At 70.2% G+C, this 23,964-nt stretch carries 23 protein-coding genes, 1 rRNA gene and 1 riboswitch; of the genes, 8 read left to right on the top strand and 16 right to left on the bottom strand.

What is annotated here, in order from left to right; translation table 11 throughout:
* Positions 1 to 56 precede the first annotated feature (56 nt).
* Entirely contained in the window at positions 57 to 575 is a 519-nt protein-coding gene (locus OG432_RS29970; RefSeq protein WP_328315301.1) for a Clp protease N-terminal domain-containing protein, read from the bottom strand.
* A gap of 317 nt (positions 576 to 892) precedes the next feature.
* Between OG432_RS29970 and OG432_RS29965 the strand changes: the two genes are divergently transcribed.
* Positions 893 to 1,084, top strand: coding sequence for a hypothetical protein (locus OG432_RS29965; protein WP_328314067.1), 192 nt, complete (start codon positions 893 to 895; stop codon positions 1,082 to 1,084).
* A gap of 85 nt (positions 1,085 to 1,169) precedes the next feature.
* On the top strand, positions 1,170 to 1,598 hold the full coding sequence (locus OG432_RS29960) for a type II toxin-antitoxin system Rv0910 family toxin (RefSeq protein WP_328314066.1): 429 nt from the start codon (positions 1,170 to 1,172) through the stop codon (positions 1,596 to 1,598).
* Between the two features lie 117 nt (positions 1,599 to 1,715).
* On the opposite strand, the gene OG432_RS29955 is transcribed toward OG432_RS29960, so the two are convergent.
* Positions 1,716 to 2,321 carry a PadR family transcriptional regulator gene (locus OG432_RS29955; RefSeq protein ID WP_328314065.1) on the bottom strand — a complete coding sequence of 202 codons (606 nt, stop codon included), beginning with the start codon at positions 2,319 to 2,321 and terminating at the stop codon, positions 1,716 to 1,718.
* Between the two features lie 217 nt (positions 2,322 to 2,538).
* On the opposite strand from OG432_RS29955, the gene OG432_RS29950 reads away from it, so the two are divergent.
* Together OG432_RS29950 and OG432_RS29945 are read left to right on the top strand one after the other, a co-directional pair.
* Complete coding sequence (locus OG432_RS29950) at positions 2,539 to 2,787, top strand: SCO4226 family nickel-binding protein (protein WP_328314064.1); 249 nt, start codon at positions 2,539 to 2,541, stop codon at positions 2,785 to 2,787.
* Between the two features lie 128 nt (positions 2,788 to 2,915).
* The gene (locus OG432_RS29945) at positions 2,916 to 3,731 is read left to right on the top strand and encodes a PhzF family phenazine biosynthesis protein (protein WP_328314063.1); all 816 of its coding nucleotides are present in this window, start codon (positions 2,916 to 2,918) and stop codon (positions 3,729 to 3,731) included.
* Between the two features lie 71 nt (positions 3,732 to 3,802).
* Here OG432_RS29945 and OG432_RS29940 read toward each other — a convergent pair whose 3' ends face one another.
* Positions 3,803 to 4,585: a CPBP family intramembrane glutamic endopeptidase gene (locus OG432_RS29940; protein ID WP_328314062.1), complete on the bottom strand. Its 783-nt coding sequence runs from the start codon at positions 4,583 to 4,585 to the stop codon at positions 3,803 to 3,805.
* A 184-nt stretch (positions 4,586 to 4,769) separates the two neighbouring features.
* Between OG432_RS29940 and OG432_RS29935 the strand changes: the two genes are divergently transcribed.
* A complete protein-coding gene (locus OG432_RS29935) occupies positions 4,770 to 6,527 on the top strand; it encodes a substrate-binding and VWA domain-containing protein (protein WP_328314061.1) in 1,758 nt (585 codons plus the stop codon).
* A 99-nt stretch (positions 6,528 to 6,626) separates the two neighbouring features.
* Here OG432_RS29935 and OG432_RS29930 read toward each other — a convergent pair whose 3' ends face one another.
* The gene (locus OG432_RS29930; protein WP_328314060.1) at positions 6,627 to 8,147 is read right to left on the bottom strand and encodes a glutamate--cysteine ligase; all 1,521 of its coding nucleotides are present in this window, start codon (positions 8,145 to 8,147) and stop codon (positions 6,627 to 6,629) included.
* A gap of 494 nt (positions 8,148 to 8,641) precedes the next feature.
* On the opposite strand from OG432_RS29930, the gene OG432_RS29925 reads away from it, so the two are divergent.
* Both OG432_RS29925 and OG432_RS29920 read left to right on the top strand, forming a co-directional pair.
* Entirely contained in the window at positions 8,642 to 9,229 is a 588-nt protein-coding gene (locus tag OG432_RS29925; protein ID WP_328314059.1) for a hypothetical protein, read from the top strand.
* 343 nt (positions 9,230 to 9,572) lie between these two features.
* A complete protein-coding gene (locus tag OG432_RS29920) occupies positions 9,573 to 9,779 on the top strand; it encodes a DUF5999 family protein (protein WP_328315300.1) in 207 nt (68 codons plus the stop codon).
* Positions 9,780 to 9,897: 118 nt separating this feature from the next.
* On the opposite strand, the gene gcvP is transcribed toward OG432_RS29920, so the two are convergent.
* Positions 9,898 to 12,783 (bottom strand): aminomethyl-transferring glycine dehydrogenase, encoded by a 2,886-nt coding sequence (gene gcvP, locus OG432_RS29915; protein WP_328314058.1) that lies wholly within the window; start codon positions 12,781 to 12,783, stop codon positions 9,898 to 9,900.
* A 193-nt stretch (positions 12,784 to 12,976) separates the two neighbouring features.
* Positions 12,977 to 13,084, bottom strand: a riboswitch (glycine riboswitch).
* Between the two features lie 135 nt (positions 13,085 to 13,219).
* On the opposite strand from gcvP, the gene OG432_RS29910 reads away from it, so the two are divergent.
* Positions 13,220 to 13,597 carry a PRC-barrel domain-containing protein gene (locus tag OG432_RS29910; protein WP_328314057.1) on the top strand — a complete coding sequence of 126 codons (378 nt, stop codon included), beginning with the start codon at positions 13,220 to 13,222 and terminating at the stop codon, positions 13,595 to 13,597.
* Here the strand turns inward: OG432_RS29910 and OG432_RS29905 are convergent.
* The 11 genes from OG432_RS29905 to rrf all read right to left on the bottom strand — a co-directional run bounded on the left by OG432_RS29905 (position 13,513) and on the right by rrf (position 23,941).
* A complete protein-coding gene (locus OG432_RS29905) occupies positions 13,513 to 15,066 on the bottom strand; it encodes a DNA polymerase IV (protein WP_328314056.1) in 1,554 nt (517 codons plus the stop codon). The genes OG432_RS29910 and OG432_RS29905 overlap by 85 nt on opposite strands.
* 64 nt (positions 15,067 to 15,130) lie before the next feature.
* Positions 15,131 to 15,718, bottom strand: coding sequence for a MerR family transcriptional regulator (locus OG432_RS29900; RefSeq protein WP_328314055.1), 588 nt, complete (start codon positions 15,716 to 15,718; stop codon positions 15,131 to 15,133).
* Between the two features lie 224 nt (positions 15,719 to 15,942).
* Positions 15,943 to 16,416 carry a bifunctional nuclease family protein gene (locus tag OG432_RS29895; protein ID WP_267054329.1) on the bottom strand — a complete coding sequence of 158 codons (474 nt, stop codon included), beginning with the start codon at positions 16,414 to 16,416 and terminating at the stop codon, positions 15,943 to 15,945.
* Between the two features lie 53 nt (positions 16,417 to 16,469).
* The gene (gene ftsR / locus OG432_RS29890; RefSeq protein ID WP_328314054.1) at positions 16,470 to 17,210 is read right to left on the bottom strand and encodes a transcriptional regulator FtsR; all 741 of its coding nucleotides are present in this window, start codon (positions 17,208 to 17,210) and stop codon (positions 16,470 to 16,472) included.
* 19 nt (positions 17,211 to 17,229) lie between these two features.
* Complete coding sequence (locus tag OG432_RS29885) at positions 17,230 to 18,174, bottom strand: FHA domain-containing protein (RefSeq protein WP_328315299.1); 945 nt, start codon at positions 18,172 to 18,174, stop codon at positions 17,230 to 17,232.
* Positions 18,175 to 18,256: 82 nt separating this feature from the next.
* Positions 18,257 to 19,063, bottom strand: coding sequence for a DUF881 domain-containing protein (locus tag OG432_RS29880; protein ID WP_328314053.1), 807 nt, complete (start codon positions 19,061 to 19,063; stop codon positions 18,257 to 18,259).
* Positions 19,064 to 19,068: 5 nt separating this feature from the next.
* Positions 19,069 to 19,401, bottom strand: a complete 333-nt coding sequence (locus tag OG432_RS29875) for a small basic family protein (protein WP_003970459.1) — start codon at positions 19,399 to 19,401, stop codon at positions 19,069 to 19,071.
* On the bottom strand, positions 19,398 to 20,330 hold the full coding sequence (locus OG432_RS29870) for a DUF881 domain-containing protein (protein ID WP_328314052.1): 933 nt from the start codon (positions 20,328 to 20,330) through the stop codon (positions 19,398 to 19,400). The genes OG432_RS29875 and OG432_RS29870 overlap by 4 nt, the downstream gene beginning before the upstream one ends.
* An 88-nt stretch (positions 20,331 to 20,418) precedes the next feature.
* Positions 20,419 to 22,914 carry a mannose-1-phosphate guanyltransferase gene (locus tag OG432_RS29865; protein ID WP_328314051.1) on the bottom strand — a complete coding sequence of 832 codons (2,496 nt, stop codon included), beginning with the start codon at positions 22,912 to 22,914 and terminating at the stop codon, positions 20,419 to 20,421.
* Positions 22,915 to 23,028: 114 nt separating this feature from the next.
* The gene (locus OG432_RS29860; protein ID WP_328314050.1) at positions 23,029 to 23,637 is read right to left on the bottom strand and encodes a CDP-alcohol phosphatidyltransferase family protein; all 609 of its coding nucleotides are present in this window, start codon (positions 23,635 to 23,637) and stop codon (positions 23,029 to 23,031) included.
* Between the two features lie 187 nt (positions 23,638 to 23,824).
* Positions 23,825 to 23,941: ribosomal RNA gene (gene rrf, locus OG432_RS29855) — 5S ribosomal RNA — on the bottom strand.
* Positions 23,942 to 23,964: the final 23 nt, after the last annotated feature.

Genomic DNA, 23,964 nt, shown 5'->3' with positions numbered 1-23,964 from the left:
TCACATGGGTGACGCCTGTCGAGACGGCGACCCCGCGGATCCGGGCCGGCGCCTGGTCACACCCGGTGCGACGGCTCCCGCAGACGGTCGGTGAGCGAGGTCGCGTCCACCCCCGCATGGGTCAGCACCTCGATGGCACGGCATGCGGGGTCGGCGGCCAGCGCCGCCAGCAGGTCACGCCCCTCGGCCCGCGCGTCACCCCGGGCCGCGGCGCGGCGCAGCGCGTGCTCCATCGCTGTGAGCGCACTCGGCGACCAGCCGGGCTGGGTCATCACGGGCACCGCCCCCGAGTCCTCGACGGAGCCCTGCCAGCGCAGCCCGTATCCGATGCTGCGCTGCACCAGGTAGCCGAGCACGCGCGCGACCTGGCGCCCGCTCTCGAACGTGGCCCGCACCTCGGGATCGCTCTCCATCAGCGAGTGCAGCAGGTGGGCGGTGTCCAACTGCCGGTCCCCGTCGCGCAGCGCGCGCCTTCGGGCGCCCGTGACCATCGAAGCGAGCTCGTCGGTGAGCCGGGCTTCGATGTCCGCGGGATCCAGCGGGTGGGCGGAGGCTCGGGGCTGGGCGGCCTCCACGGGGGAAGAGGTCTGGCGCGCCGCTCCGGGGGGAGAACTGTGCACCCCTCAAGCTCACCAGGCGCGGGCGCGCGAGGCATCGGCGTGCGGGAGCATTCGTGCCTCCGACAGAAGGTGGGCACGCATGACCGGGTTCTCCTCCTTACGGATGAGATCACGCGAATCTTCCCCGTCAGGGCAACCTTCCGGCACGCCGCCGCCGACGCGCTCCCGCGGCCCCCGGCGCAACCATGCCCGCACCCGGGCTCGTCCCTCCCGGTGACGCATGACTGGACGCATGCCACAGCCGTCCCCACCCGCCCGCCGAGGGAGCGCCGATGTGCTGGATGGTCGCCCTTCTCGCCCAGGACGGACTGCAGTACGTGTACCGGGTGTACGCGCCCCGCGAGGCGCTCCCGGGCGACCTGTTCTGGGCCGCGTTCCACTGCCACGACGAGTCCGCGCGCCCGCGCGCCTCCGACGTGTTCGACTCCGCCCAGATCTGGGCGATGGAGATCCAGAAGATCTGACGGTTCATCAGTATTGAATGTTCACCCCGCTGCCGCTACGTTCCGCGACACGTCCCCGTCACAGTCCCCACGAAGGAGTGGTCGCATGGCCGAGGTCAGCGCGGAGGCACGCATCGAGGCTCCGGCCGAGAAGGTCTGGGCACAGCTCACCGACTTCTCCTCGTACGGCGAGTGGAACGCCACCCACACGAACTTCCCCGCGGGCGGCCCCGACGCGCTGGAGCTGGGCGCGACCTACGCGGAGAACATGAAGCTCATGGGGTTCCCCGCCGAAGTGGCGTGGACGGTGGACGAGTTCGAGGCCGGCCGGGTGTTCGGCATCCGGGGCAAGGGGCCGATGGGCGTGAACGTCATGAACCGCTACACGGTCATTCCGGACGGCGCGGCCACCACGGTCCGCGTCGACGGGGAGTTCACGGGGGCCGCGGTCTCCCTCATGGCGGGCAAGCTGAAGGACTCGGCGACGGCCGCACTCAACGAGTCGCTGCGCAAGCTCGGGGGCCTGTGCGCCTGACCGGGCCCGCCCGACCGACCGGCCCACGCCGCGGGCCCGTCCGCCTGACCGCGGGCCAGCGCGCCAACGCGCGAAGCCCCGCGGGCGGCGGCCGCGGGGCTTCGCTCCGGCGGGGACTCAGCCCTCGTCGGCCAGGATCAGATACAGCTTCTTGCGGGCGTCGTTGATGACGGCGAGCGCCTTCTGGCGCTGATCCGCGGAGCCGGTCTTCCAGACCTGCCCGAACGCTTCCATCAGGCCGAAGCCGGCCTGCCGGATCTCGTTCATGGCCTCCCAGTCGACCCCGCGCCCGGCGTCCTCCCAAGGAGCCTCGGCTCCCGATTCGGCCTCCGTACGCCCGGCGTCGGTGAGCGTGAACAGCTTCTTGCCGCCCTCGCTCTCGCTGGTGATCAGACCCTCGTCCTCCAGGAGCTGAAGAGTGGGGTAGACCGAACCCGGGCTGGGCTTCCAGGCCCCGCCGCTGCGCTCGCCGATCTCCTGGATCATCTCGTAGCCGTGCATCGGCCGGTCCTTCAGGAGGGCCAGGATCGACGCGCGGACATCGCCGCGCCGCGCCCTGCCCCGCGGGCCGCCCCGGCCACCGCGGCCGGGGCCGAACGGCCCACCGCCCCACGGTCCCCCGCCGGAGCCGGGCCCGAACGGCCCGAAGGCGGAGCGACGCCCCTCGAAGTCACCCCGACCGTGATGGCCGGGTCCGTGCTGTCCGTGTCCATGTGAACGCATGATTTCGTTCCTTCCATCGTTGATCTGTCGCGATGCGTCAACGATATATCGGTGAATTACGCTTGGCAAGTGGCACGACGACTTCGCGGTCCGCTGCCATGTCCGGGCCCCGGCCCGGTCGCTCCGGCGGCGGTTCGGGCGCAGGGTGGAAGGAGCGGGGCTGGCGCCGACTCGCCGGTTCCGAACGCCCCGCGGATCCAGAAGGGGGTGCGACGCCATGTCCCGGTTCATGGACGTCCACCACGGCATGGCCGGCATCACGGCCGATCAGCTGGCCCAGGCTCACAGGGCGGACCTCGCCATCGAGAAGGAAGAGGGCGTGCACTTCGAGAAGGCGTGGGCCGACCCCGAGTCGGGCACGGTGTACTGCCTGTCCGATGCGCCGTCGGCCGAGGCCGTGCGGCGCGTTCACGAGCGGGCCGGGCACCCGGCCGACGAGGTCCACGCGGTTCCGCTGACCGCCTGACCCGACCCTCACCGTCGCCCGGCCGGTCCGGCGCCATCGGACCGGCCGCACGTCACGACACGCACGCGGTCCAGTCATCGCGAATTGGCCTTGGCGCGCGCTTTTTCGCCTCCCGTACGGTGCCAGGCATGCGCATCCGAATCGTCGACGCCTTCACCGACCGCCCCTTCGCCGGCAACCCGGCCGGAGTCCTGCTGCTCGACGCCTTCCCGGCCGACAACTGGCTCCAGGACGTGGCCCGCGAGGTCAACCACGCCGAGACCGCCTTCGCGCACCCCCTGCCTCCGGGCGGCGGGGCCGACTGGGCGCTGCGCTGGTTCACCCCGGCCGCCGAGGTCGACATGTGCGGCCACGCCACCTTGGCGACGGCGCACGTCCTGCACTCCACGGGGGCCGCGAGCGGCACGGTCCGGTTCGCCGCGCGCTGCGGCCTCCTCACGGCGACCGCGGCCGCCGACGGCACGATCACGCTCGACTTCCCGACCTCCTCGCTCACGGAGGAGGCGGTTCCGGCCGGGCTGGCCGAAGCGCTCGGCGCCCGCATCGTCTCGGTCCACGACACCTCGGCCGACATCGGCGACCTGCTCGTGGAACTCCCGGACGAGAAGGCCGTACGCGCCCTCACGCCCGATCCGCGCGCGCTGGGGCGGCACTCCAGGCGCGGCATCATCGCCACGGCCGCCGCGGCGGATCCGGCGCAGGGCTACGACTACGTGTCGCGGTGCTTCTTCCCCAACGTCGGCATCGACGAGGACCCGGTGACGGGCAGCGCCCACACCGCGCTCGCACCGTTCTGGTCGGCACGCCTGGGCCGCACGGAACTGACCGGCCTCCAGGCCTCGCCCCGCTCCGGCCGCGTACGCACCGAGGTGCGCGGCGTGCGCACCCTGCTGACCGGCCGGGCGGTGACCGTCATCGACGGCGAGCTGCTGACCGCGCCCTAGGTCGTGTCTTCACCGTCCCGTCCGGCCGGCGGGCGGACGACGCCACGTCGAAGACACTCCCCAGCGCCGCCTCACATCGTGGGCAGCCAGCTCACCTTGCCCGCGAGCAGTGCGTATCCGACGAAGGCACCGATGTCGAGCAGCGCATGCGCCACCACGAGCGGGCCGACCCGCTTCCAGCGCCGGTAGAGCAGGACGAAGACCACCCCCATGGCCATGTTGCCGAGGAAGCCGCCGATGCCCTGGTAGAGGTGGTAGGAGCCGCGCAGCACGGAGCTCGCGACCAGCGCCGCCATGGGGGTCCACCCCAACTGGCCGAGCCTGCGCAGCAGATAGCCGACGACGATCACTTCTTCGAGTACGGAGTTCTGGAGCGCCGACAGAACCAGCACCGGATACTTCCACCACACGCCGGGCAGCGATTCGGGCACGACGGTCAGATTGCCGCCCGCCGCACGGGCCACCAGGTAGAAGGCGAGCCCCGCGCTCCCGATCCCGGCGGCGATCAGGACACCCCTGCCGAGGTCCGACCAGGGCCGCGTCCGGTCGAAGCCGATCACCCGAAGACCGCCGGCCCGTTCGCGCAGCAGCAGGTGCGCCACCAGTGCGACCGGCACCAGCGCCGTCGCGATGCCGAAGAGCTGCCAGGCGAGATCGAGCCACGGCCGCCCGGGGGCGTACGAGGTGTTGAGGTTGGCCGCCTGGTGCTTGAGGCCGCCGGGCTTGGTGAGCGATCCGACAAAGCTGATCAGGGCCGACACACCGCTCGCGCCGAGCGAGAGCGCCAGCACGAGCACGGTCTCGGACCGCAGGATCTGCGGTGAACTCCCCTCCTCGGGAAGAGAATCAGCCACGCGCTCGGCCTCCACCTGCACACCTGCCTCCAGTTGACGAATCCCGTTCCATCCCCACCGCCGCCCCGCTAGGGTCTCGAAGGACATTACGAAGATCGCGCGCGACAGGCCGGGGGACGGGCGCCATTGCGATGGTGTGGTCTCCCTTTTCCTTGTTCAAAATTCAAGGAGGGGCACCACCGCCATGGGACGTCACAGCTTGCCCGACGACGCCGCGACACACGGCAGCGGGGCCGCCCGGCGCCGTACGGTCGCCCTCGCCACCGTCCTGGTCATGGCCGTGGCCGGGGGCACCGCCATCGCCGTACAGCGCGGGCTGCTCTCCTTCCGCCGCTCCTGCGCGGCCTCCGCGGTACGGCTCGATCTGGTCGCCTCGCCCGACATCGCCCCGGCCGTCCGGGCCGTCGCCGAACGGGCTCGCGCGCAGAAGATCACCTCGGACGGCTCGTGCATGGACGTACGGGTGAGCGCCCGCGATTCCTACGAGGTCGCCGCATCGTTCGCCTCCGCAGCCAAGCCCGACTTCTCGGTGTGGATACCCGACGCGTCGCTGTGGGTCGACCGGGCGAAGGACGCCGGCGAGTCGGCGGGGGTGGTGACGGCGGGGCACATCGCCGCGTCGCCGGTCGCCCTGGCCGTGGTGCCCTCGGCGGCCGCGTCTCTCGCGTGGCCCCAAAAGACCTACACCTGGGCCGAATTGGCCACGTCCACCACCCAGGACGACAAGCTGCGCCTCGGCTCGGCCGACCCGGCACGCAGCGCTTCCGGGCTGCTGGCCCTGAGCTGCATCGCCAAATCGGCGGCGAGCGGCGGACCGGACGGCGACACGCGAACGGCCGCCCTCGCCAAGGTCCTCTCGCAGCGGGTCTCCGCGGACGACGGCCGGGCGGTGAAGACGCTCGCCCCGGACGGTTCGGCCGACCCACATCGCAACCAGGCCCTCGTCCTGTCCGAACAGTCGGCCTTCGCCTACAACGCCCAGCACGGCACCGCGAAGGGTCTGCGCCTCTTCTACCCCACGGACAGCGCGCCGCAGCTCGACTATCCGTACACGATGGTCCGCGAGACACGGATGAGCACCAACGAGAGCCGGGCCGCGATGCGCTTCATGACGCTGCTCGGCGACCCCGATTCCCTGCGGGTCCTGGCCGGGCAGGGGTTTCGCACGGCGGGGCAGCAGATGGCCGACCCGGTCGCCTCGGCCGCCGGGGCCCGTGCTCCGCAGCCGTACGCGAGCGCGAGCGCCGAGCCTCCGTCGGCCCAGGAACTCCAGGACGCGCTCGGCATGTGGACGATCACCGTGCAGAGCGCCCGCCTGACGACGGTGGTGGACGCCTCGGGTTCGATGGCCGACCCGGTGCCGGGCTCGGGCGGCCGCTCCCGCATGGACGTCACCAAGTCCTCGCTGATGCAGGCGCTTTCGCAGTTCACCCCCAACGACGAGATCGGCCTGTGGGACTTCGCCACCCACCTCGACGGATCGCGCGACTACCGCCGGCTGGTGCCGACCGCCCGGCTCGGCGATCCGGCGGGCGGCGGGCGCACCCAGCGCGAGAAGCTGACGCGGGCGTTCGGTGCGCTGCAGCCGGTGCCGGGCGGAGCGACCGGCCTCTTCGACACGACGCTGGCCGCGTACAAGGAGGCGACCTCGACGTATGCCGGCGGCAAGTTCAACGCCGTGGTGCTGCTCACCGACGGCGCCAACGAGGACCCGGGGAGCATCTCGCTGGACGGCCTCGTCACCGCGTTGCAAAAGCTCAGGGATCCGGCGAAGCCGGTGGCGCTGATCGCCATCGCCGTCGGCCCGCGGGCCGACAAGGACGAGGTGCGGCAGATCGCACAGGCGACCGGTGGGACCGGGTACCAGGTGAACGACCCGGCCGACATCCAGGCCGTGATCCTCAAGGCGATCACGGCGCTTGGCCAGGCGCAGGGCGGCTGACACCGGCCGTGACCGCGGCCCCGGCAACCCGCGGGACGGCACGGGCGCGCCCTGCCGGGGCCCCGGCAACCCCCGTCCGCGGCCGTGCCGGGCGCCGGGTCAGCCGTGCCGGGCCTGCGGGCCGGGGAAACCCGTGGGCCACGTGTGGACCGGCTCGCCCTCGAGCATCAGCTCGCGGTAGCGCCGGGTGGTCGCGGACAGGGCGGCCTCGCGGCCCAGGCCCGCGGCCAGGGCCCGGTGGTAGGTGTCGACCTGCCAGGACGAGCCGTTGACGCGCCGGCGGCACCGCTCCTCGATGATGCCGAGGTAGTGGTCACGGTCGGCCGCCTCCACCCCCCATGCGTCGAGGCCGGCCGCGGCCAGCGGCAGCAGCTCCTCGCTCACGAGCTTGACCGCGGGCACCCGGGTGACGCCGGCGCCGCGCCGCGGCGCCGGCCACAGGAGCTCGGCGTCGATGCCGTAGCGGCACGCGGCGTCGAAGTTCGAGGCCGCGGACTCGAAGGGAAGCCGCGTCCACACCGGCCGGCTGTCCTCCGCCAAGGCCCGCACCAGGCCGTAGTAGAAGGCCGCGTTGGCGAGCACGTCGCTGACGGTGGGACCGGCCGGAAGCACTCGGTTCTCCACCCTGAGGTGCGGCACACCGTCGGCGATCCCGTACACCGGCCGGTTCCAGCGGTAGATCGTGCCGTTGTGCAGCACCAGTTCCTTGAGCTGCGGCACCCCGCCGTCCGCGATGACGCGCAGCGGTTCCTCCTCGTCGACGATCGGCAGCAGCGGCGGGAAGAAGCGGAGGTTCTCCTCGAAGAGTTCGTACGCGGAGGTGACCCAGCGTTCCCCGAACCAGGTGCGCGGGCGCACCCCTTGGGCGCGCAGTTCGGCCGGCCTGGTGTCGGTGGCCTGCTCGAACAGGGGCGGACGCGACTCGCGCCACAGCTCCCGCCCGAACAGGAAGGGCGCGTTGGCTCCCACAGCGATCTGGACGGCCGTGACCGCCTGCGCCGCGTTCCATACCGCCGCGAACCGTGCGGGCGTCACCTGCAGATGCAACTGGACGGACGTGCAGGCGGCTTCCGGGGTGATCGACGCCGAGGTGCACTGGAGTCGTTCGACGCCCTGGATGTCGAGGGTGAAATCCTCGCCGCGGGCCGCCACGATTTGATCGTTGAGCAGGGTGTAGCGATCGACGTCGGAAAGGTTCGCGGACACCAGGTCGTCCTGGACCAGGGTCGGCAGAATTCCGATCATGATGATGCCGGCGTCGACCTCGGCGGCTTTGCGGTCGGCATACCCGAGCCCCGTCCGCAACTCCTCCGCGAGCTGATCGAATACGCGGCCGCCGAGCCGGTGCGGGGCGATGTTCACTTCCAGATTGAACATTCCGAGCTCGGTCTGGAAATCCCTGCTCGCGATGCGTTCGAGCACCTCGGCATTCATCATGCGGGGCATACCGTCGGGACCCGCGAGATTCAGTTCCAGCTCAAGCCCCATCAGGTTCCTGGGCCGGTCGAACCGCTTCTGGTCCAGCAGCATCCCCAGCCCCTCCAGGCACTCCTGCAGCTTGGATCGGTAGCGGTGCCGATCGGACAGGTCGAATCCGCCTGCCACGACCTTCTCCCCCATCGAAGGGTCCCTCCTCGAATGGGCAGCCAGCGACACCGGCCGCTCGCGTCATGGTCGATAATGCCCAGGCTGACTGATCTATAACGCCTGCGCGGGCGGCGTCGGGAGAGTACCGTCGGACGCAGCGGCCCGCGGCACATTCATCAGGCATACGGCAACGGGCAGTTACCTGCCTGTCGGCAATAGTGAAAAACACCGACGAGTTTCGGCCGACCACCGGGCGGGAACCTTTCCAGGTCGGAGCGCCGATGCGGACATTTCCCCGGGCAAATCACCCGCACAGGAGGGCCTGATACCGACTTGCGGGCAATATGGCCGACAGCTAGCCGAAACACCGTGTGAACACGTGTCGTATAAACTCTGCAAACGAGGCAGAGAGTTGGCGCCCCGGCCATCTTTCGTCGGCCCCCCTCTGCCCCCGCCCCGCACCGCAGACAGCGCCGTCCGCCCTGCCCACGTATCACCGTGTCTCCGAAAGTGAGAGGCGACCCACCATGCCGCTGCATGTCCCCCCGGCCCCCGCGCCCGCCCTGCGCAGCGTCCTCGCGGCACTCGGTTCCCCCACCGCCGTCCGTGAGGCCCGCACCCCGGCCCTCCGTTCCGCCCCCGGCCCGCTCACCCCCGAACTCCCGCTCCCGCTCCACGTCCTGGACGGGATCACATCGGGCGGCCGCACCGCCCGCACCCGGCTGGCCGGATGGCGCTTCCTGATCAGCGACCCCGACCGCCCGGTCGCCGCCGCGGACACCCGGCTCACGCCGGACGGCTGGACCTTCTCGCACTTCTTCGAAGGCCCCTACATCGCCTCGACCGGGCGCGCCCTGCGCCAGGCCGAACTCCTCGCCACCCACTACCAGCCCCGGCTCCTCTCGATCCCCGAGCTCTACATGCTCACGCTGTGGCTGCACGGCGACACCACCGCCGACGGCGCATCGGGCGCTCCCGCGCCCCACGACCTCCTCGTGCCGCTCGCTCCCGCCCCGCCCGGCATCTGCTCCCACCGCCCGCTGCGCGTCAGCGAACTCCTCCCCGTCCTCACTCTGCGCCTGGCCCCGGCTCCGCTGCTCGGGCAGCCGGCCTGACCCCACGTCCGCGGCCGCTGCGACCGCCGCGCGAAAAAATGTGCCCCGCGACCGGTGCGGTCGCGGGGCCTGGTGTGTCTATGCTGCGTACGCGCCGCCTGCGCCATACGGGCTAGTTCTCTCGGGCCACTGCGAACCACCCGAAAAGACAGGCCAGTTGAGCTGAACCGTCCGCACGGGTGATACGTCATTAAGCAGTAGGAAGCGCTGCCGCGAAATCCCTGCGGATTGACGCCCGTGGGGCAACACTGGGATCGGACCGACCGACTGACTACGGGGGGCGGCCATGAACAACGCATCGAGCCGCAGCACACTCACCACGACGCAGCGAAAGAACGCATCCATGTGCCAGCACCTGCCAGCCTGCCCGACAGCCTTCTCCGCCGACCGGGAAGCCGCGAAGCCCGTGGCACACCACCCGGAGCAGGGCTGGAGCCTGCTGTGCAACGGCGTCCTGCTCTTCGAGGACACCGGTGAGCTGTTGCCGGACGGGCAGATCATCGCCCCGCACCGGCCGCTCACGGCGGAACAGGTGGCGACGGCCGCCTAGGCGGCCCCGTACGGGCAGTTCCCGTACGGACGGGTCCCCCGCGGACGCGTCCGGCACGGACAACACAAGGGCCGGCCCGGGGAACACACCCCGAACCGGCCCTTACGCATGTGTGGGATCAGTGGTCGTACTCGTCGAGCGGCGGGCAGGAGCAGACCAGGTTGCGGTCGCCGAAGGCGCCGTCGATGCGGCGCACCGGCGGCCAGTACTTGTCGGCGGCCGACACACCGGCCGGGAAGACGGCGTCCTCACGGCTGTAGGCGTGGTTCCACTCGCCGCCGAGCGCGGCCGCGGTGTGCGGGGCGTTGGCGAGCGGGTTGTCGTCGGCCGGCCAGGCGCCGGAGGCGACCTTCTCGATCTCGCCGCGGATCGCGATCATGGTGTCGCAGAACCGGTCGATCTCGCCCAGGTCCTCGGACTCGGTGGGTTCGATCATCAGCGTGCCGGCCACCGGGAACGACATGGTCGGCGCGTGGAAGCCGTAGTCGATCAGGCGCTTGGCGATGTCGTCGACGCTGACGCCGGTCGCCTTGGACAGCGGGCGCAGGTCCACGATGCACTCGTGCGCGACGAGACCGTTGGGGCCCGTGTAGAGCACCGGGTAGTGCGGCTCCAGGCGCTTGGCGATGTAGTTCGCGGCGAGCACGGCGACCTGCGTCGCCCGCTTGAGCCCCTCGCCGCCCATGAGACGTACGTACGCCCACGAGATCGGCAGGATGCCGGCCGAGCCCCACGGGGCGGCCGAGATCGGGCCGACACCGGTGGCCGGGCCCGCGGTCGGCTGGAGCGGGTGGTTGGGCAGGTACGGCGCGAGGTGCGAGCGCACGCCGACCGGGCCGACGCCGGGGCCGCCGCCGCCGTGCGGGATGCAGAACGTCTTGTGCAGGTTGAGGTGCGAGACGTCGCCGCCGAACTTGCCCGGCTTGGCCAGGCCCACCAGCGCGTTGAGGTTGGCGCCGTCGACGTACACCTGGCCGCCGGCCTCGTGGACCTGGGCGCAGATGTCGGCGACGTGCTCCTCGAACACGCCGTGCGTGGACGGGTAGGTGATCATCAGCACCGAGAGCTCGTCGCGGTACTGCTCGATCTTGGCGCGCAGGTCGTCGGCGTCGACCTCGCCGTCGTCGGCGGTCTTGACGACGACGACCTTCATGCCGGCCATCACGGCGCTCGCGGCGTTGGTGCCGTGCGCGGAGGACGGGATGAGGCAGACGGTGCGCTGCGTGTCGCCGTTGGCGCGGTGGTAGGCACGGACCGCGAGCAGACCCGCGAGCTCGCCCTGCGAACCGGCGTTGGGCTGGATGGACACCGCGTCGTATCCGGTGACCTCGGCGAGGCGCTCCTCCAGCTCACGGATGAGCGTGAGGTAGCCGGCGGCCTGCTCGACCGGCGCGAAGGGGTGGATCTGCCCGAACTCGGGCCAGGTCACCGGCTCCATCTCGGTCGTCGCGTTCAGCTTCATGGTGCAGGAGCCGAGCGGGATCATGCCGCGGTCGAGCGCGTAGTCGCGGTCGGCGAGCTTGCGCAGGTAGCGCAGCATCGCGGTCTCGGAGCGGTGCTGGTGGAAGACCGGGTGGGTCAGGAACTCGTCGCTGCGCAGCAGAGCGGCGGGCAGGGTGTCGGCGGTCGCGGCGTCGAGCGCCTCCACATCGGCGTCGGCCCCGAACGCGGCCCAGACCGCGGCCAGTTGGGTCCGGGTGGTGGTCTCGTCGCAGGAGATGGACACGGTGTCGGCGTTGACCAGGTGCAGGTTGACCCCGCCCTCGCGGGCGGCGGCGACGGCCTCGGCGGCCTTGCCGGGCACGCGCACGGTCAGGGTGTCGAAGTGGGCCTCGTGGACGACGTCGACCCCGGCGGCCTTCAGGCCTTCGGCCAGCAGCACGGCGTAGCGGTGGGTGCGCTGCGCGATCTGCTTCAGGCCGTCCGGGCCGTGGTAGACCGCGTACATCCCGGCCATGACGGCGAGCAGCACCTGGGCGGTGCAGATGTTGCTGGTGGCCTTCTCGCGGCGGATGTGCTGCTCGCGGGTCTGCAGCGCCAGGCGGTAGGCCTTGTTGCCGTCGGCGTCGACGGAGACGCCGACGAGGCGACCGGGCAGGCTGCGGGCGAACTTCTCCTGGACGGCCATGAACCCGGCGTGCGGTCCGCCGAAGCCCATCGGGACGCCGAAGCGCTGGGTCGTGCCGACCGCGATGTCCGCGCCGAGAGATCCGGGCGAGGCGAGCAGGGTGAGCGCGAGGAGATCGGCGGCGACGGTGACGATCGCGCCGAGTTCGTGAGCCCGGTCGATGACCGGCTTGAGGTCACGGACCTGGCCGGAGGCGCCCGGGTACTGGAGCAGCACCCCGAAGACGCCGCGGTCGGCGATCTCGGCCGGGATGCCGTCGCTCAGGTCGGCGACGACGACCTCGACGCCGGTCGGCTCGGCGCGCGTCTGGATCACGGCGACGGTCTGCGGCAGGGTGTCGGCGTCGATCAGGTAGACCCCGCCCTTCACCTTGCCGACCCGGCGGGACAGCGCGAGGGCCTCGGCCGCGGCGGTGCCCTCGTCGAGCAGGGACGCGCCCGAGGTCGGAAGGCCGGTCAGCTCGGCGACCATGGTCTGGAAGTTGAGCAGCGCTTCGAGACGGCCCTGCGAGATCTCCGGCTGGTAGGGCGTGTACGCGGTGTACCAGGCCGGGTTCTCCATGACGTTGCGCAGGATCACCGGCGGCGTGAAGGTGCCGTAGTAGCCCAGGCCGATCATGGGTGCGAGCACCTGGTTGCGGTCGGCGAGCCGGCGCAGCTCTGCGAGCACCTCGGCCTCGGTCCGCGCCTCGGGCAGGTTCAGGGCCCCGGCGCTCTTGATGACCTCGGGGACGGCGGCGGCGGTCAGCTCGTCGAGCGAGCCGTAGCCGACCTGCGCGAGCATCTTCGCCTGCGCCTCGGCATCGGGCCCGATGTGGCGCTGCTCGAACGGAATGCCACGCTCCAGCTGGCTGAGCGAAATGCGGTTGGCGGTCATGACGGAGGCCTCCTGGTCGCACGACCTGCGAGGGGCACCACGGCGCGGGTACCCGGACGGCCTCCCCCTCTGTCATCTCAACCTGAGAGCTTCACCGGGCGCATGGGAGCGACCCGGTTTTCACCGTCGGTGAGGAAAGGTTTTGCCCGAGCAGCAGTGCCCGTGCGTCCCCCGTCCTGCTTTCCAGAGTGACCTCGTCCGTGCGGTCCGTGGGCCTGAGAGATTCCGGGGAGGAGTTGCTCCTTCGGCGTCCGCCGTGGCACTCAGTGAGCACTTCGGTGGACTCTCCCGCACGGGGTCAGCAGCCGTTTGCCAGCCTACCAGCGCGCTCCGAGCCGATTCTTTGTTCAACTGCTCAAGTGGCCAACACCCACGATGTGCACTTTTGTAGTGCTTATGGAGCAGTTCTGACCGGTTGCGACCAATTGGAGGGACCGTGCAGACCGACATCGATCCGCGCAGCCTGATCGGCCGCAAGGCGTATGACCGCAATGGACGCAAGATCGGGACGGTGGACGAGGTCTACCTCGACGACGCGACGGGCGCACCGGAGTGGGCCGCCGTGCGCACCGGCCTGTTCAGCCGGGACGCCTTCGTCCCCCTGGACCCCAGCACCGTGATCGACGAGGCGCTGCACGTTCCCTTCGAGCGCAGCCTGATCAAGGACGCGCCGGACTTCGGCGTGGGCCGCCATCTCTCCCCGGAACAGGAGCTTCAGCTCTACCACCACTACGGTCTGGACATCGAGGCCCCCGAACCCGGCCCGCCGCCGTCCGACCGCGACTTCGGCCGACTCGCCAACGGCGACGCCTGACCCACCCCCTCCTCGGCGCCCTCCCCGCCCCCGTCCTCGGCCCTGGGCTCGGCCCTGGGCTCGGCCCTGGGCTCCGCCTCCCCCGGCCGCACCTCGCCGGGGGAGCCCTCTGCGGCCGGATCGACCAGGGCCAGCGGCTCCGACGGCGTGAGGCCGGGGTCGTCCACCCTGAAGGTCCGCACCCTGCCCGGGACGAGCGAGGTCGGCGTCTCGAAGCGCACGGTGACGCGCCCGACGCCGCTTCCCTGCACCCAGCCCGGCCCGTACTGGCTGTGCCGCACATCGTGTCCGGCCAGCCAGCGGCGCTGCGCCGGGTCTTCCACGGGCTCCGGCTCGGCCACGGGCACGGCCGCCTCCTCGGCCTCGGCCGCCGGGTCCTGCTGGGCGGCCCGGTCCCCAGCCGCCTGCGCGAACAGGTCCTCCTGCGTGAAGTCGGCGAGCCCGGTGACCCCCACGCCGAGCAGCCGCACCCCGCCCGTGGTGTCCACGGAGTCGAGCAGCCGCCCGGCCGCCTCGCGCACCACCGCCGGGTCGTCCGTGGGCCCGCGCAGCGTCTCGGACCTGGTCAGCGTGGAGAAGTCGTAGCGCCTGACCTTCAGCACGATCGTCCGGCCCGAGTGGCCGGATGCCCGGAGCCGCTGCACGCACCGCTCCGCCAGCCGCCCGACCTCGGTCATGATGCGCACCCGATCGTGCAGGTCGACGTCGAAGGTGTCCTCGACCGACACCGACTTGGCGTCCCGCTCGGCCACCACGGGCCGGTCGTCGAACCCGGCGGCCATCCGGTACAGCGACGCCCCGTGCGACTTCCCGAGCAGCCGGACCAGCTCGTCCTCGCCCGCCTCGGTGAGGTCGGCCACGGTGGTCATGCCGGCCCGGCGCAGGTGCTCCCCGGTGGCGGGCCCCACGCCCGGCAGGGTCCGCACCGGCATCGGGGCCAGGAGTTCACGCTCGGTGCCGGGCTTTATGAGGAACAGCCCGTCCGGCTTGGCCTCCTCGGAGGCGATCTTGGCCAGCATCTTGGATCCGGCGAGCCCGACCGACCCGCTGAGCCCCGTCACCGCCCGGATGTCCCTGCGCAGGCGCTCACCGGCCTCGCGCGCGTCCGCCGACCCGAAGGCCACCCCGCCGGCCTCCAGGTCCACGAACGCCTCGTCCAGGCTGAGCGGCTCGACCAGCGGCGACAGGCGCCGCAGCAGCTCCATGACCTGCTCGCTGATCGTGCGGTAGAGCTGGAAGCGCGGCACCAGATACGCCGCGTTCGGACAGAGGCGCCTGGCCTGCGCCATGGGCATCGCCGAACGCACCCCGAAGACCCGCGCCTCGTACGACGCCGTGGACACCACCCCGCGCGGTCCGAGGCCGCCCACGACGACCGGCTTTCCGCGCAGGCTGGGCTTCGACGCCTGCTCTGCGGCGGCGAAGAAGGCATCCATGTCCAGATGCAGGATGGTCGGCGCGGCTCTCACATCTCCGATGCTGCCGTACGCCACTGACAATCGGCCGCGGCACCGCCGTCAGGGCGTCAGGGCGTCAGACCGCCCGGTTGCGGCGCCGGGCCAGCTCGTCGGCCGGGTTGTGCCCGACCAGCGTCTCGCCCGTGTCGACCCGCTCGCCGTGCAGCTGGGAGAGGGCCGACTCGACGTCCCGCCACACCACGCCCACGGCGATCCCGAAGACGCCCTGGCCGCCCTGGAGCAGGCTCACGACCTCGTCGGGCGACGAGCACTCGTGGACGGTGGCCCCGTCGCTCATCAGCGTCATCCGCTCCAGATCGCGAAACCCGCGCTCCCGCAGGTGCTGCACGGCGGCGCGGATGTTCTGCAGCGCGACCCCGGTGTCGAGGAAGCGCTTGACGATCTTCAGGACGACGACGTCCCGGAAGCTGTAGAGGCGCTGGGTGCCCGATCCGTAGGCCGGACGCACGCTGGGTTCGACCAGGCCGGTACGCGCCCAGTAGTCGAGCTGGCGGTAGGTGATGCCGGCCGCCGCGCACGCCGTCGGTCCCCGGTATCCGATCGTTTCGGTGGTCGGGTCGGCCGCACTGCTGTGAAGCGGGTACGGACCGTTCTCCCCCGGACTTCGTCCGGGAGCTCCCCCTGCCGTACCGTCGCCGCTCATTCTCACGCCGACCCTCCGTCCTTGACCTGCCCACTCGACGGTAGGCAGTCACTCGGGGTGCGTCAACGATCGCCACACTCGGCACGCCGAGTGATAATCACCCTGAGGGTGGTTTCCCGTATCTCTCTTACGGGAAAAGCTTCTCGAATGCGCCGAAACTCCTCCGGCGCACGCGCGGCGCGCGTCATCACTCCCGGGGCCGCCGGATCACCTGTTTCCGGTGCTCACTGGCTGTTGGTTCCGAAGTCCTCCGGCGAGATCTGGTCGAGGAACTCGCGGAACTTCTCCACTTCGTCCTCCTGCTCGTCCGGGATGGCGATGCCGGCATCGTCGAGCACACCGTCACTGCCGTAGATCGGCGTACCGGTGCGCAGCGCCAGCGCTATGGCGTCGGACGGCCGGGCACTCACCTCCACCCCACTGGCGAAGACCAGCTCCGCGTAGAAGACGCCTTCGCGCAGATCCGTGATGCGGACCTCGGTCAGCTCCTGACCCACGGCCTCCAGCACGTCCTTGAAAAGGTCGTGCGTCAGGGGCCGCGCAGGAGCCATCCCTTGTTGCGCGAAGGCAATGGCGGTCGCCTCACCTGGACCGATCCAGATGGGCAGGTACCGATCGCCTCCCACTTCACGCAGGAGCACGATCGGTTGGTTATTGGGCATTTCCACCCGGACACCCACGACGTCGAGCTCGTTCACACAGCAACCCTAGGACGTGCTCGGCAGGTTTGGGTAGTCGGGCACCTACAAGATCAGTGAAGCCGGACACCCAGGGCGGTCTGTACGAGCGCCGCGTGAAGCCGGACGGAGAGCGCCGCGAGCTCTTTCGCGGTGGCCTCCGCATGGGCCCTGGTCTGCGGATTGCGGTGCAGTCGCAGGGGCGCCACCACCTGCTCGACCAGCCCCGCCTCGCGGTCCGCGGCGGCCTTCATGGCACGCAGGTGACGAGGTTCGAGACCAAATCGCCCCAGATCCGCCACAAGACGGGCCACGTTCACCGACTCGGCGTCGAAGCCGCCCTCGGACCCCGGCGTGATCAGGCCGTACGACTCCCATTCGGCGAGCTCCGCCTCGCTGACCTCGGCGGCCGCCATCAGCTCCGCCCGGCCCAGCCGGGCCGCCGTGGGCCGGTCCCCGTCCGGCTCGCCCAGCGCGTCGAACGGCTCCCGGGAACCGCCCGGGGCCGGCAGCGAGGGCTCTTCACCGCGGCTGAGAGCGTCCAGGTGCTCGCGGATCACCCGAAGCGGCAGGTAGTGGTCCCGCTGCATGCGGAGCACCTGAGCCAGCCGCTCGACATCGCCCGCGGTGAACTTGCGGTACCCCGATGGCGTACGCCTCGGCTCGACCAGGCCCTCGGACTCCAGAAAGCGGATCTTCGAGATCGTCACTTCGGGAAATTCGTCGCGCAACTGATTCAGCACGCCGCCGATGCTCATCAGCCGGCCCGCGGTGGCGGTGCCCGATCCGGCACCGCCCGTCGGTGTCTGCAGCATGGACCTTCCCTGCCGGATCTCAGAGAGCGCGCTGGCTCGCGTAGAAGACCAGCCGGTACTTCCCGATCTGGACCTCGTCGCCATTGGCCAGGTCGACCGCGTCGATCCGCTCGCGGTTCACGTAGGTGCCGTTGAGGCTGCCGACGTCGGAGACCGTGAAGCGCCCGTCGGCACCCCGCCGGAACTCCACGTGGCGGCGCGAGACCGTCACGTCGTCCAGGAAGATGTCGCTCTGCGGGTGACGGCCCGCCGTGGTCAGCTCGCCGTCCAGCAGGAAGCGGCTTCCCGAGTTCGGCCCGCGGCGCACCACCAGGAGCGCCGAGCCGAGCGGCAGGGCGTCCACGGCGGCCTGTGCCTCCGGGGAGAGCGACGGCAGCTGCGTCTGCCCGGTCACCTCGGCGTCGTACGCCTCAAGGCCCGAGATGGAGATGGTCGACGTCGTCTCGGAGGCGCGCTCCGGAACGACACCCGGGCGCAGCGGCGCGCCGCAGTTGGAGCAGAAGCGGCTGGCTGCGGGGTTGCTGTGCCCACACCTCGTACAAACAGGCAAGCCCGACATCGACGGATCCTCCTGCCGCGGCGGCACCGCGTGAGCACTGGTGGCATACGGGTCGGAGCCAAACCCTCCACCCGTACTTGAGGTTGACGATTCCCCGAAACCTATGCGCCCGGCACCCGCAGGGTCAACAGACGACGCGCCCGGAATGTCACCACCGGAACCGGCCACCTCGTCGCGGAACAGCGGACGCTCGCCGCCCTGCTCCTCTGTCCCATCGGCGCGCGGAGCACGGTGCCTGGCGGCGCTGCCGCCGTCCTGGCGTGCGCTCTTGCCGAACAACTTCGCAAACAACTTCACGGGCGATTCCCCTTGACCGAAATAGACCCGCCCGTGGGGCAGGACGAACCCAGAATCAACACACCGGCCGACCCGGACATCCTCACAACGTCCGTATCCGCCAAACAGTTTCCACCACGCACCACTGTTACGGAGCGGCGACCCCCCGCAACCTGCTGCTCTTGTCCGACAGCCCTCACGTGTGCCCCCTTCAGTGCGAGGACGACTGAGCGTAGTCAGGCCGCTTCGCGACCCGCAAGGCGTTCACGACGATCTTCTCCGAGCGGGCCACAGTGGCGGTGGCCTGCTCCTTCTCCAAAGTCTGCACCACTCCGCCGGGGATGTTGAGCGCCGGCTCCAGATCCTGCGGCCTGCCGATCACCTTGAAGACGTACGGCGCGCTCACCTTCGTTCCGTCCACGCCGATGCCGCCGGTCTCGTCCGAGAAATAGGTGTTCGCCACCACACGGACGTCATTGATCTGGATCGCCTCGGCCCCTGCAGCGCGCAGTTCCTGCACGGTGTCAAGTACCTTGTCGGACTCGACTGCACCCTTCGGGTCCGTGATCGTCAACGTGATGCCCGGCCCCTGCGCCGCGACCGTGCCGGCCAGAATGCCGAGCTGCCGTTCCTTCTCCACGGTCTGCTTGCGTGCCTCTTCCGCCTGGTTGGAGCTGGTCTCCAGCTCGGTGCGCTGGCCGTCGAGACGCTGCTTCTCATCCTCAAGACGCTTGGTGCGGGAATCCAGTTCATCCAGGATGCGCACCAGATCCTCCTGGCGGGCCCCGCGCAGCGCACTGTTGTCGCTGTTGGAACGGACCTGGATGGCGAGGCCGAGACCGAGGACGAACAGGAGAAGCGCCACGATGAGCTGCGCGCGGCTGACCCGCGGCGGCCACAGCCCCGCGGCGAGCCGCTGCCGCCCCGTCAGATCGGGCTTGGTCGCACTCGGTTCACTCGGTGCGACGACGGGCCGCTCGTCGCCGTCACCCGGATCGGTGTTCCTCAGGTCGCTCATCGGCGTCAGGCCCTGAAGACGTGGCGACGGATGGCGGCCGCGTTGGAGAAGATCCGGATGCCGAGCACCACGACCACACCGGTCGAGAGCTGCGCGCCGACGCCCAATTTGTCGCCGAGGAAGACGATCAGCGCGGCGACCACGACGTTCGACAGGAAGGAGACCACGAAGACCTTGTCGACGAAGATGCCGTCGAGCATGGCGCGGAGCCCGCCGAAGACCGCGTCGAGTGCCGCTACCACGGCGATCGGCAGATACGGCTCGACCACCGCGGGCACCTCGGGCCGGACCAGAAGTCCGACCACGACGCCCACGACGAGGCCAAGTACGGCGATCACGATGTGCCCTTCCCTGTGTCGGCCGCGCCCTTAGCGGCGCCCGTGGCCATTGGTTGTGCGGTACGTACGGTCAGGCTCGGCGCCGCCGGGAGACGAACGTCGGACGCGGTCGAAATGCTCGCCCTGATCCCGTAGTTCTGCTCCAGCACGTGCAGGTACTGGCCGTCCGCACTGTCCTGGAAGGCCGTGCTGAGCTTTTTCCCGTCCCCCACCGCGAGCACCGTATACGGCGGCACCAGTGGCCTGTTGTCGACCAGTATGGCGTCGCCCGCGGCCCGGATCGCCGAAAACGATGTCAGACGCTGCCCGTTGATGGCGATCGCCTCCGCGCCCGACTGCCACAGCCCGTTGACCACGCGCTGCATGTCGCGGTCCCGGACGCGGCCGGTGTCCGCGAACGTCGTGCTCTCGCGCGGCCGGCTGCCGTCGCCCTGAACGGTCTCCTTGGCGTCGTCGACGACCAGTTTCACCCCCGGACCGTGCACCTCGGTCGCGCCGGAGAGCAGCGCCACCAGCTCGCCCTGGTCGCCACCGTGCTTCTCCAGCGCCTTGCGCTGACGGTCCCCGACCTCGGTCCGCAGCCCGTCCACGTCGTCCTGGAGCTTGTCGGCCGCCTTGGTCTCCGACTCGACCCGGTTGATCAGTTCTTGGCGTTCCTTGGCGACGACGGGGGCGGTGACGCGGGCTTGCGCAGCGCCGACCGTCACCACCAGCGCGGCCAGCACGAGGCCGCCCGCGAGCGCGAGCTTGGCCTGCAGTGTGCGGGGAAGTCCCGCCCCGCCCTCGGCCGCACGGCGGGCGGTCGCCTCGGCGTAGCCGTCGTCGAGCGCGTGGTCCATCACATTGGTCAGCAGCGACATCGACGCGTCGGGGCGCGGCGGCGGGGACGGCGTGCTCCGAACGGGGGGCTGCTGCGGCATGCCGCACATCGTCGCACGTCGGCGCCGCTACCACCGAATGGCCCCACCGCTGTGCGGGGCCGCGCCCACCGGCCCGGCCCCGCACACCTTTACGACATCAGTGACCTGCGCTGTCGACCACCGCTGCCCATTCGTCGAGGAGCGCCTGGGCCGATACGTCGTCCGGTCCCTCGGCCCACAGATGGGTGACGGCCTCGGCCGGGTCGGGCAGCACCATCACCCAGCGCCCGTCGGCCTCGACGACCCGTACCCCGTCGGTCGTGTCCACGGACCGCCCGCCGGCCGCTTCCACGACCTGGCGCATGACCATGCCCTTGACCGCCCACGGCGTCGGGATGTCCCGTCGCAGCACATGAGCCTGCGGGATCCGCGCGTCGATCTGGCTCAGCGTGAGCTGGGTGCGCGCCACGAGGCCGAGGAGCCGCACGAACGCCGCCGCCCCGTCGAAGACGCTGCTGAACTCCGGCACGATGAACCCGCCACGCCCGTCACCACCGAAGATGGTGGTCTCCTCACGACCCACCCGCGTCAGATCGTCCGGCGAGGTGGTCGTCCAGTCGACCTGGGTGCCGTGGTACGCCGCGACCTGCTCGGCGATCCTGGTGGTCGTGACGGGCAGCGCGACCCGCCCGCTGCGCCGCTCGGCCGCGACGAGGTCCAGCATGACCAGCAGCGCCCGGTCGTCCTCCACGATCCGGCCGCGCTCGTCGACCAGCGAGAGCCGCTCGCCCACCGGGTCGAACCGCACCCCGAACGCGGCACGCGCCGACGCGACGATCTCCCCGAGCCGCACGAGCCCGGCCCGCCGGCCCTCGGCGGACTCCGTCGGCCTGGACTCGTCGAGACCCGGGTTGATCACCAGCGAGTCCACCTTGAGTCGGCCGAGCAGGCTGGGCAGCACGAGGCCGGCGCTTCCGTTGGACGCGTCGACGACGACCTTCAGACCGGCCTCCGCGATACCGGTGGTGTCGGCCTTGCGCAGCAGCGAGCCGGTGTACGAGTCGAAGACGCTGGAGGGGAACTGCAGATCGCCGATCTCGCCCGGGAAGGCCCGCCTGTACTCCTGGCGCGCGTAGACGCGGTCGAGCTTGCGCTGCCCCGCCTGGGAGAGGTCCGCGCCCCGCTCGTCGAAGAACATGATGTCGACGGAGTCCGGCACACCGGGCGACGTACGGATCATGATTCCGCCGGCGGTGCCCCGGGCGGTCTGCTGGCGGGCGACCGGCAGCGGCACGTTCTCCAGGTCGCGTACGTCTATGGCGCTGGCCTGCAGCGCCGAGATGACGGCGCGCTTGAGCGCACGCGCGCCTCGGGAGTGGTCGCGCGCCGTGGTGACGGTCGACCCCTTCTTGAGCGTGGTGGCGTACGCGCCGGCGAGTCGGACCGCGAGTTCCGGTGTGATCTCCACGTTGAGGATGCCGGAGACTCCCCGGGCGCCGAAGAGATGGGCCTGCCCTCTCGACTCCCAGATCACCGAGGTGTTGACGAACGCGCCGGCCTCGATGGTCTTGAAGGGGTAGACCCTGACGTTGCCCTGGACGATCGATTCCTCACCGACGAGGCATTCGTCGCCGATGACGGCGCCGTCCTCGATCCGTGCGGCGCGCATGATGTCGGTGTTCTTGCCGATCACACAGCCGCGCAGATTGCTGTGCTGGCCGATGTATACGTTGTCGTGGACCACGGCCTTGTGGAGAAAGGCCCCGCTCTTCACGACGACGTTCGAGCCGATGACGGTGTGCTCGCGGATCTCGGCATCCGCTTCGACCTTCGCGTAGTCCCCGATGTAGAGGGGGCCCCGGAGCACGGCGTCGGGATGGACCTCGGCGCCTTCGGCGACCCAGACGCCCGGGGAGATCTCGAAACCGTCGATGTCGACGTCGACCTTGCCTTCGAGCACGTCGGCCTGCGCCTTGACGTAGCTCTCGTGCGTGCCCACGTCCTCCCAGTAGCCCTCGGCGATATAGCCGTAGATCGGCTTGCCTTCCTTCATGAGCTGCGGGAAGACGTCGCCGGACCAGTCGACGGACTTGTCGGCCTCGACGTAGTCGAACACCTCGGGCTCCATCACGTAGATGCCCGTGTTCACGGTGTCGGAGAAGACTTGCCCCCACGTCGGCTTCTCGAGGAAGCGCTCGACCTTTCCCTCCTCGTCGACAATGGTGATGCCGAATTCGAGAGGGTTGGGCACTCGGGTCAGGCACACCGTGACGAGTGCGCCCTTTTCCTTGTGGAAGTTGATGAGGTCGGTGAGGTCGAAGTCGGTGAGGGCGTCACCGGAGATGACCAGGAAGGCATCGTCCTTGAGGGCTTCCTCGGCATTCTTGACGCTGCCCGCAGTACCGAGGGGCTTCTCCTCATTGGCATAGGTGAGTTCCATGCCGAGCTCTTCGCCGTCACCGAAGTAGTTCCTGACGAGAGAGGCCAGGAACTGCACGGTCACGACGGTCTCATTGAGCCCATGCCGCTTGAGCAGCCGCAGCACGTGCTCCATGATCGGCCGGTTGACGACCGGAAGGAGCGGCTTGGGCATGCTCGAAGTCATGGGGCGAAGGCGTGTGCCCTCGCCGCCAGCCATCACGACGGCCTTCATGTCGGTAACGTCCTCCTACAAGAGACGACGGTCTTGCCGACTTCGCCCTGAGGGGCAGTCCCTGTGGCGTCGCGCGCTGCTGCCGGACTCTGCCGGGGACCGCGGACGCCGAGCTCAGTCGGCCGCTTCGTCCGCCTTCACCAGCCGGCGGACCTGAACCACATACAGGATTCCTGCCCACCAATACAGAGTTGTACCCCATCCTGCGAACGCCCATCCGAAAATCGTCGCGAGCGAAGGCAGCCATCCGCTGCCGTCGCTGAGCAGCAGCAACGGGAAGGCATACATCAGGTTGAAGGTAGCGGCCTTGCCCAGGAAGTTCACCTGGGGCGGCGGATAGCCGTGGCGGCGAAGGATTCCCACCATCACCAGAAGCATCAGCTCCCGGACCAAGAGAGCGGCTGTCAACCAAATCGGCAGGATCTCACGCCAGGTAAGACCGACCAGGGTGGAAAGGATGTACAGCCGGTCGGCCGCCGGGTCGAGCAGCCGGCCCAGGCTGCTGATCTGGTTCCAGCGACGGGCCAGCTTGCCGTCCAAGTAGTCACTGACACCGCTCAGCGCCAACACCAGCAGCGCCCAGCCATCGCTGTTCGGCCCGCCGAAGACGGGACGCAGAATCAGCCACAGGAAGAGTGGTACGCCCACCAGGCGCGCCATGCTGAGGATATTGGGGATGGTGAGCACCCGGTCCGTCTGAACGCGAGTCTCCTGGACCTCCACCCGGGGGCCTCCTGTGGGAAATGTGCCGACGATGCTCCCCGACCCTACCGTCAGCGAGCGCCAACGGATGCACAGGGGGTACGGCGACGCTCATTGCCGGCGCCTCCCAAAGGGCCAGAAAACGCGAAAAAGCCCCGCACCGTGACCGTATTTCTACGATCTGGTGCGGGGCTTTCCCCTAAAAATTGTTCGGCGGCGTCCTACTCTCCCACAGGGTCCCCCCTGCAGTACCATCGGCGCTGAAAGGCTTAGCTTCCGGGTTCGGAATGTAACCGGGCGTTTCCCTAACGCTATGACCACCGAAACACTATGAAGTTGAACTCGACC

Origin of the sequence: Streptomyces sp. NBC_00442 (genome assembly GCF_036014195.1) — a bacterium.
Lineage (GTDB): Bacteria > Actinomycetota > Actinomycetes > Streptomycetales > Streptomycetaceae > Streptomyces.
The sequence above is the reverse complement of the archived record's forward strand: the minus strand, read 5'-3'. Positions and strand labels throughout refer to the sequence as shown.

Coding starts and splice junctions, on each gene's coding strand:
- OG432_RS29965 (WP_328314067.1), top strand. CDS start 893: ATGTGCTGGATGGTCGCCCTTCTCGCCCAGGACGGACTGCAGTACGTG.
- OG432_RS29960 (WP_328314066.1), top strand. CDS start 1,170: ATGGCCGAGGTCAGCGCGGAGGCACGCATCGAGGCTCCGGCCGAGAAG.
- OG432_RS29955 (WP_328314065.1), bottom strand. CDS start 2,321: ATGCGTTCACATGGACACGGACAGCACGGACCCGGCCATCACGGTCGG.
- OG432_RS29950 (WP_328314064.1), top strand. CDS start 2,539: ATGTCCCGGTTCATGGACGTCCACCACGGCATGGCCGGCATCACGGCC.
- OG432_RS29945 (WP_328314063.1), top strand. CDS start 2,916: ATGCGCATCCGAATCGTCGACGCCTTCACCGACCGCCCCTTCGCCGGC.
- OG432_RS29935 (WP_328314061.1), top strand. CDS start 4,770: ATGGGACGTCACAGCTTGCCCGACGACGCCGCGACACACGGCAGCGGG.
- OG432_RS29930 (WP_328314060.1), bottom strand. CDS start 8,147: ATGGGGGAGAAGGTCGTGGCAGGCGGATTCGACCTGTCCGATCGGCAC.
- OG432_RS29925 (WP_328314059.1), top strand. CDS start 8,642: ATGCCGCTGCATGTCCCCCCGGCCCCCGCGCCCGCCCTGCGCAGCGTC.
- OG432_RS29920 (WP_328315300.1), top strand. CDS start 9,573: ATGTGCCAGCACCTGCCAGCCTGCCCGACAGCCTTCTCCGCCGACCGG.
- gcvP (WP_328314058.1), bottom strand. CDS start 12,783: ATGACCGCCAACCGCATTTCGCTCAGCCAGCTGGAGCGTGGCATTCCG.
- OG432_RS29900 (WP_328314055.1), bottom strand. CDS start 15,718: ATGAGCGGCGACGGTACGGCAGGGGGAGCTCCCGGACGAAGTCCGGGG.
- ftsR (WP_328314054.1), bottom strand. CDS start 17,210: ATGCTGCAGACACCGACGGGCGGTGCCGGATCGGGCACCGCCACCGCG.
- OG432_RS29880 (WP_328314053.1), bottom strand. CDS start 19,063: ATGAGCGACCTGAGGAACACCGATCCGGGTGACGGCGACGAGCGGCCC.
- OG432_RS29870 (WP_328314052.1), bottom strand. CDS start 20,330: ATGTGCGGCATGCCGCAGCAGCCCCCCGTTCGGAGCACGCCGTCCCCG.
- OG432_RS29865 (WP_328314051.1), bottom strand. CDS start 22,914: ATGAAGGCCGTCGTGATGGCTGGCGGCGAGGGCACACGCCTTCGCCCC.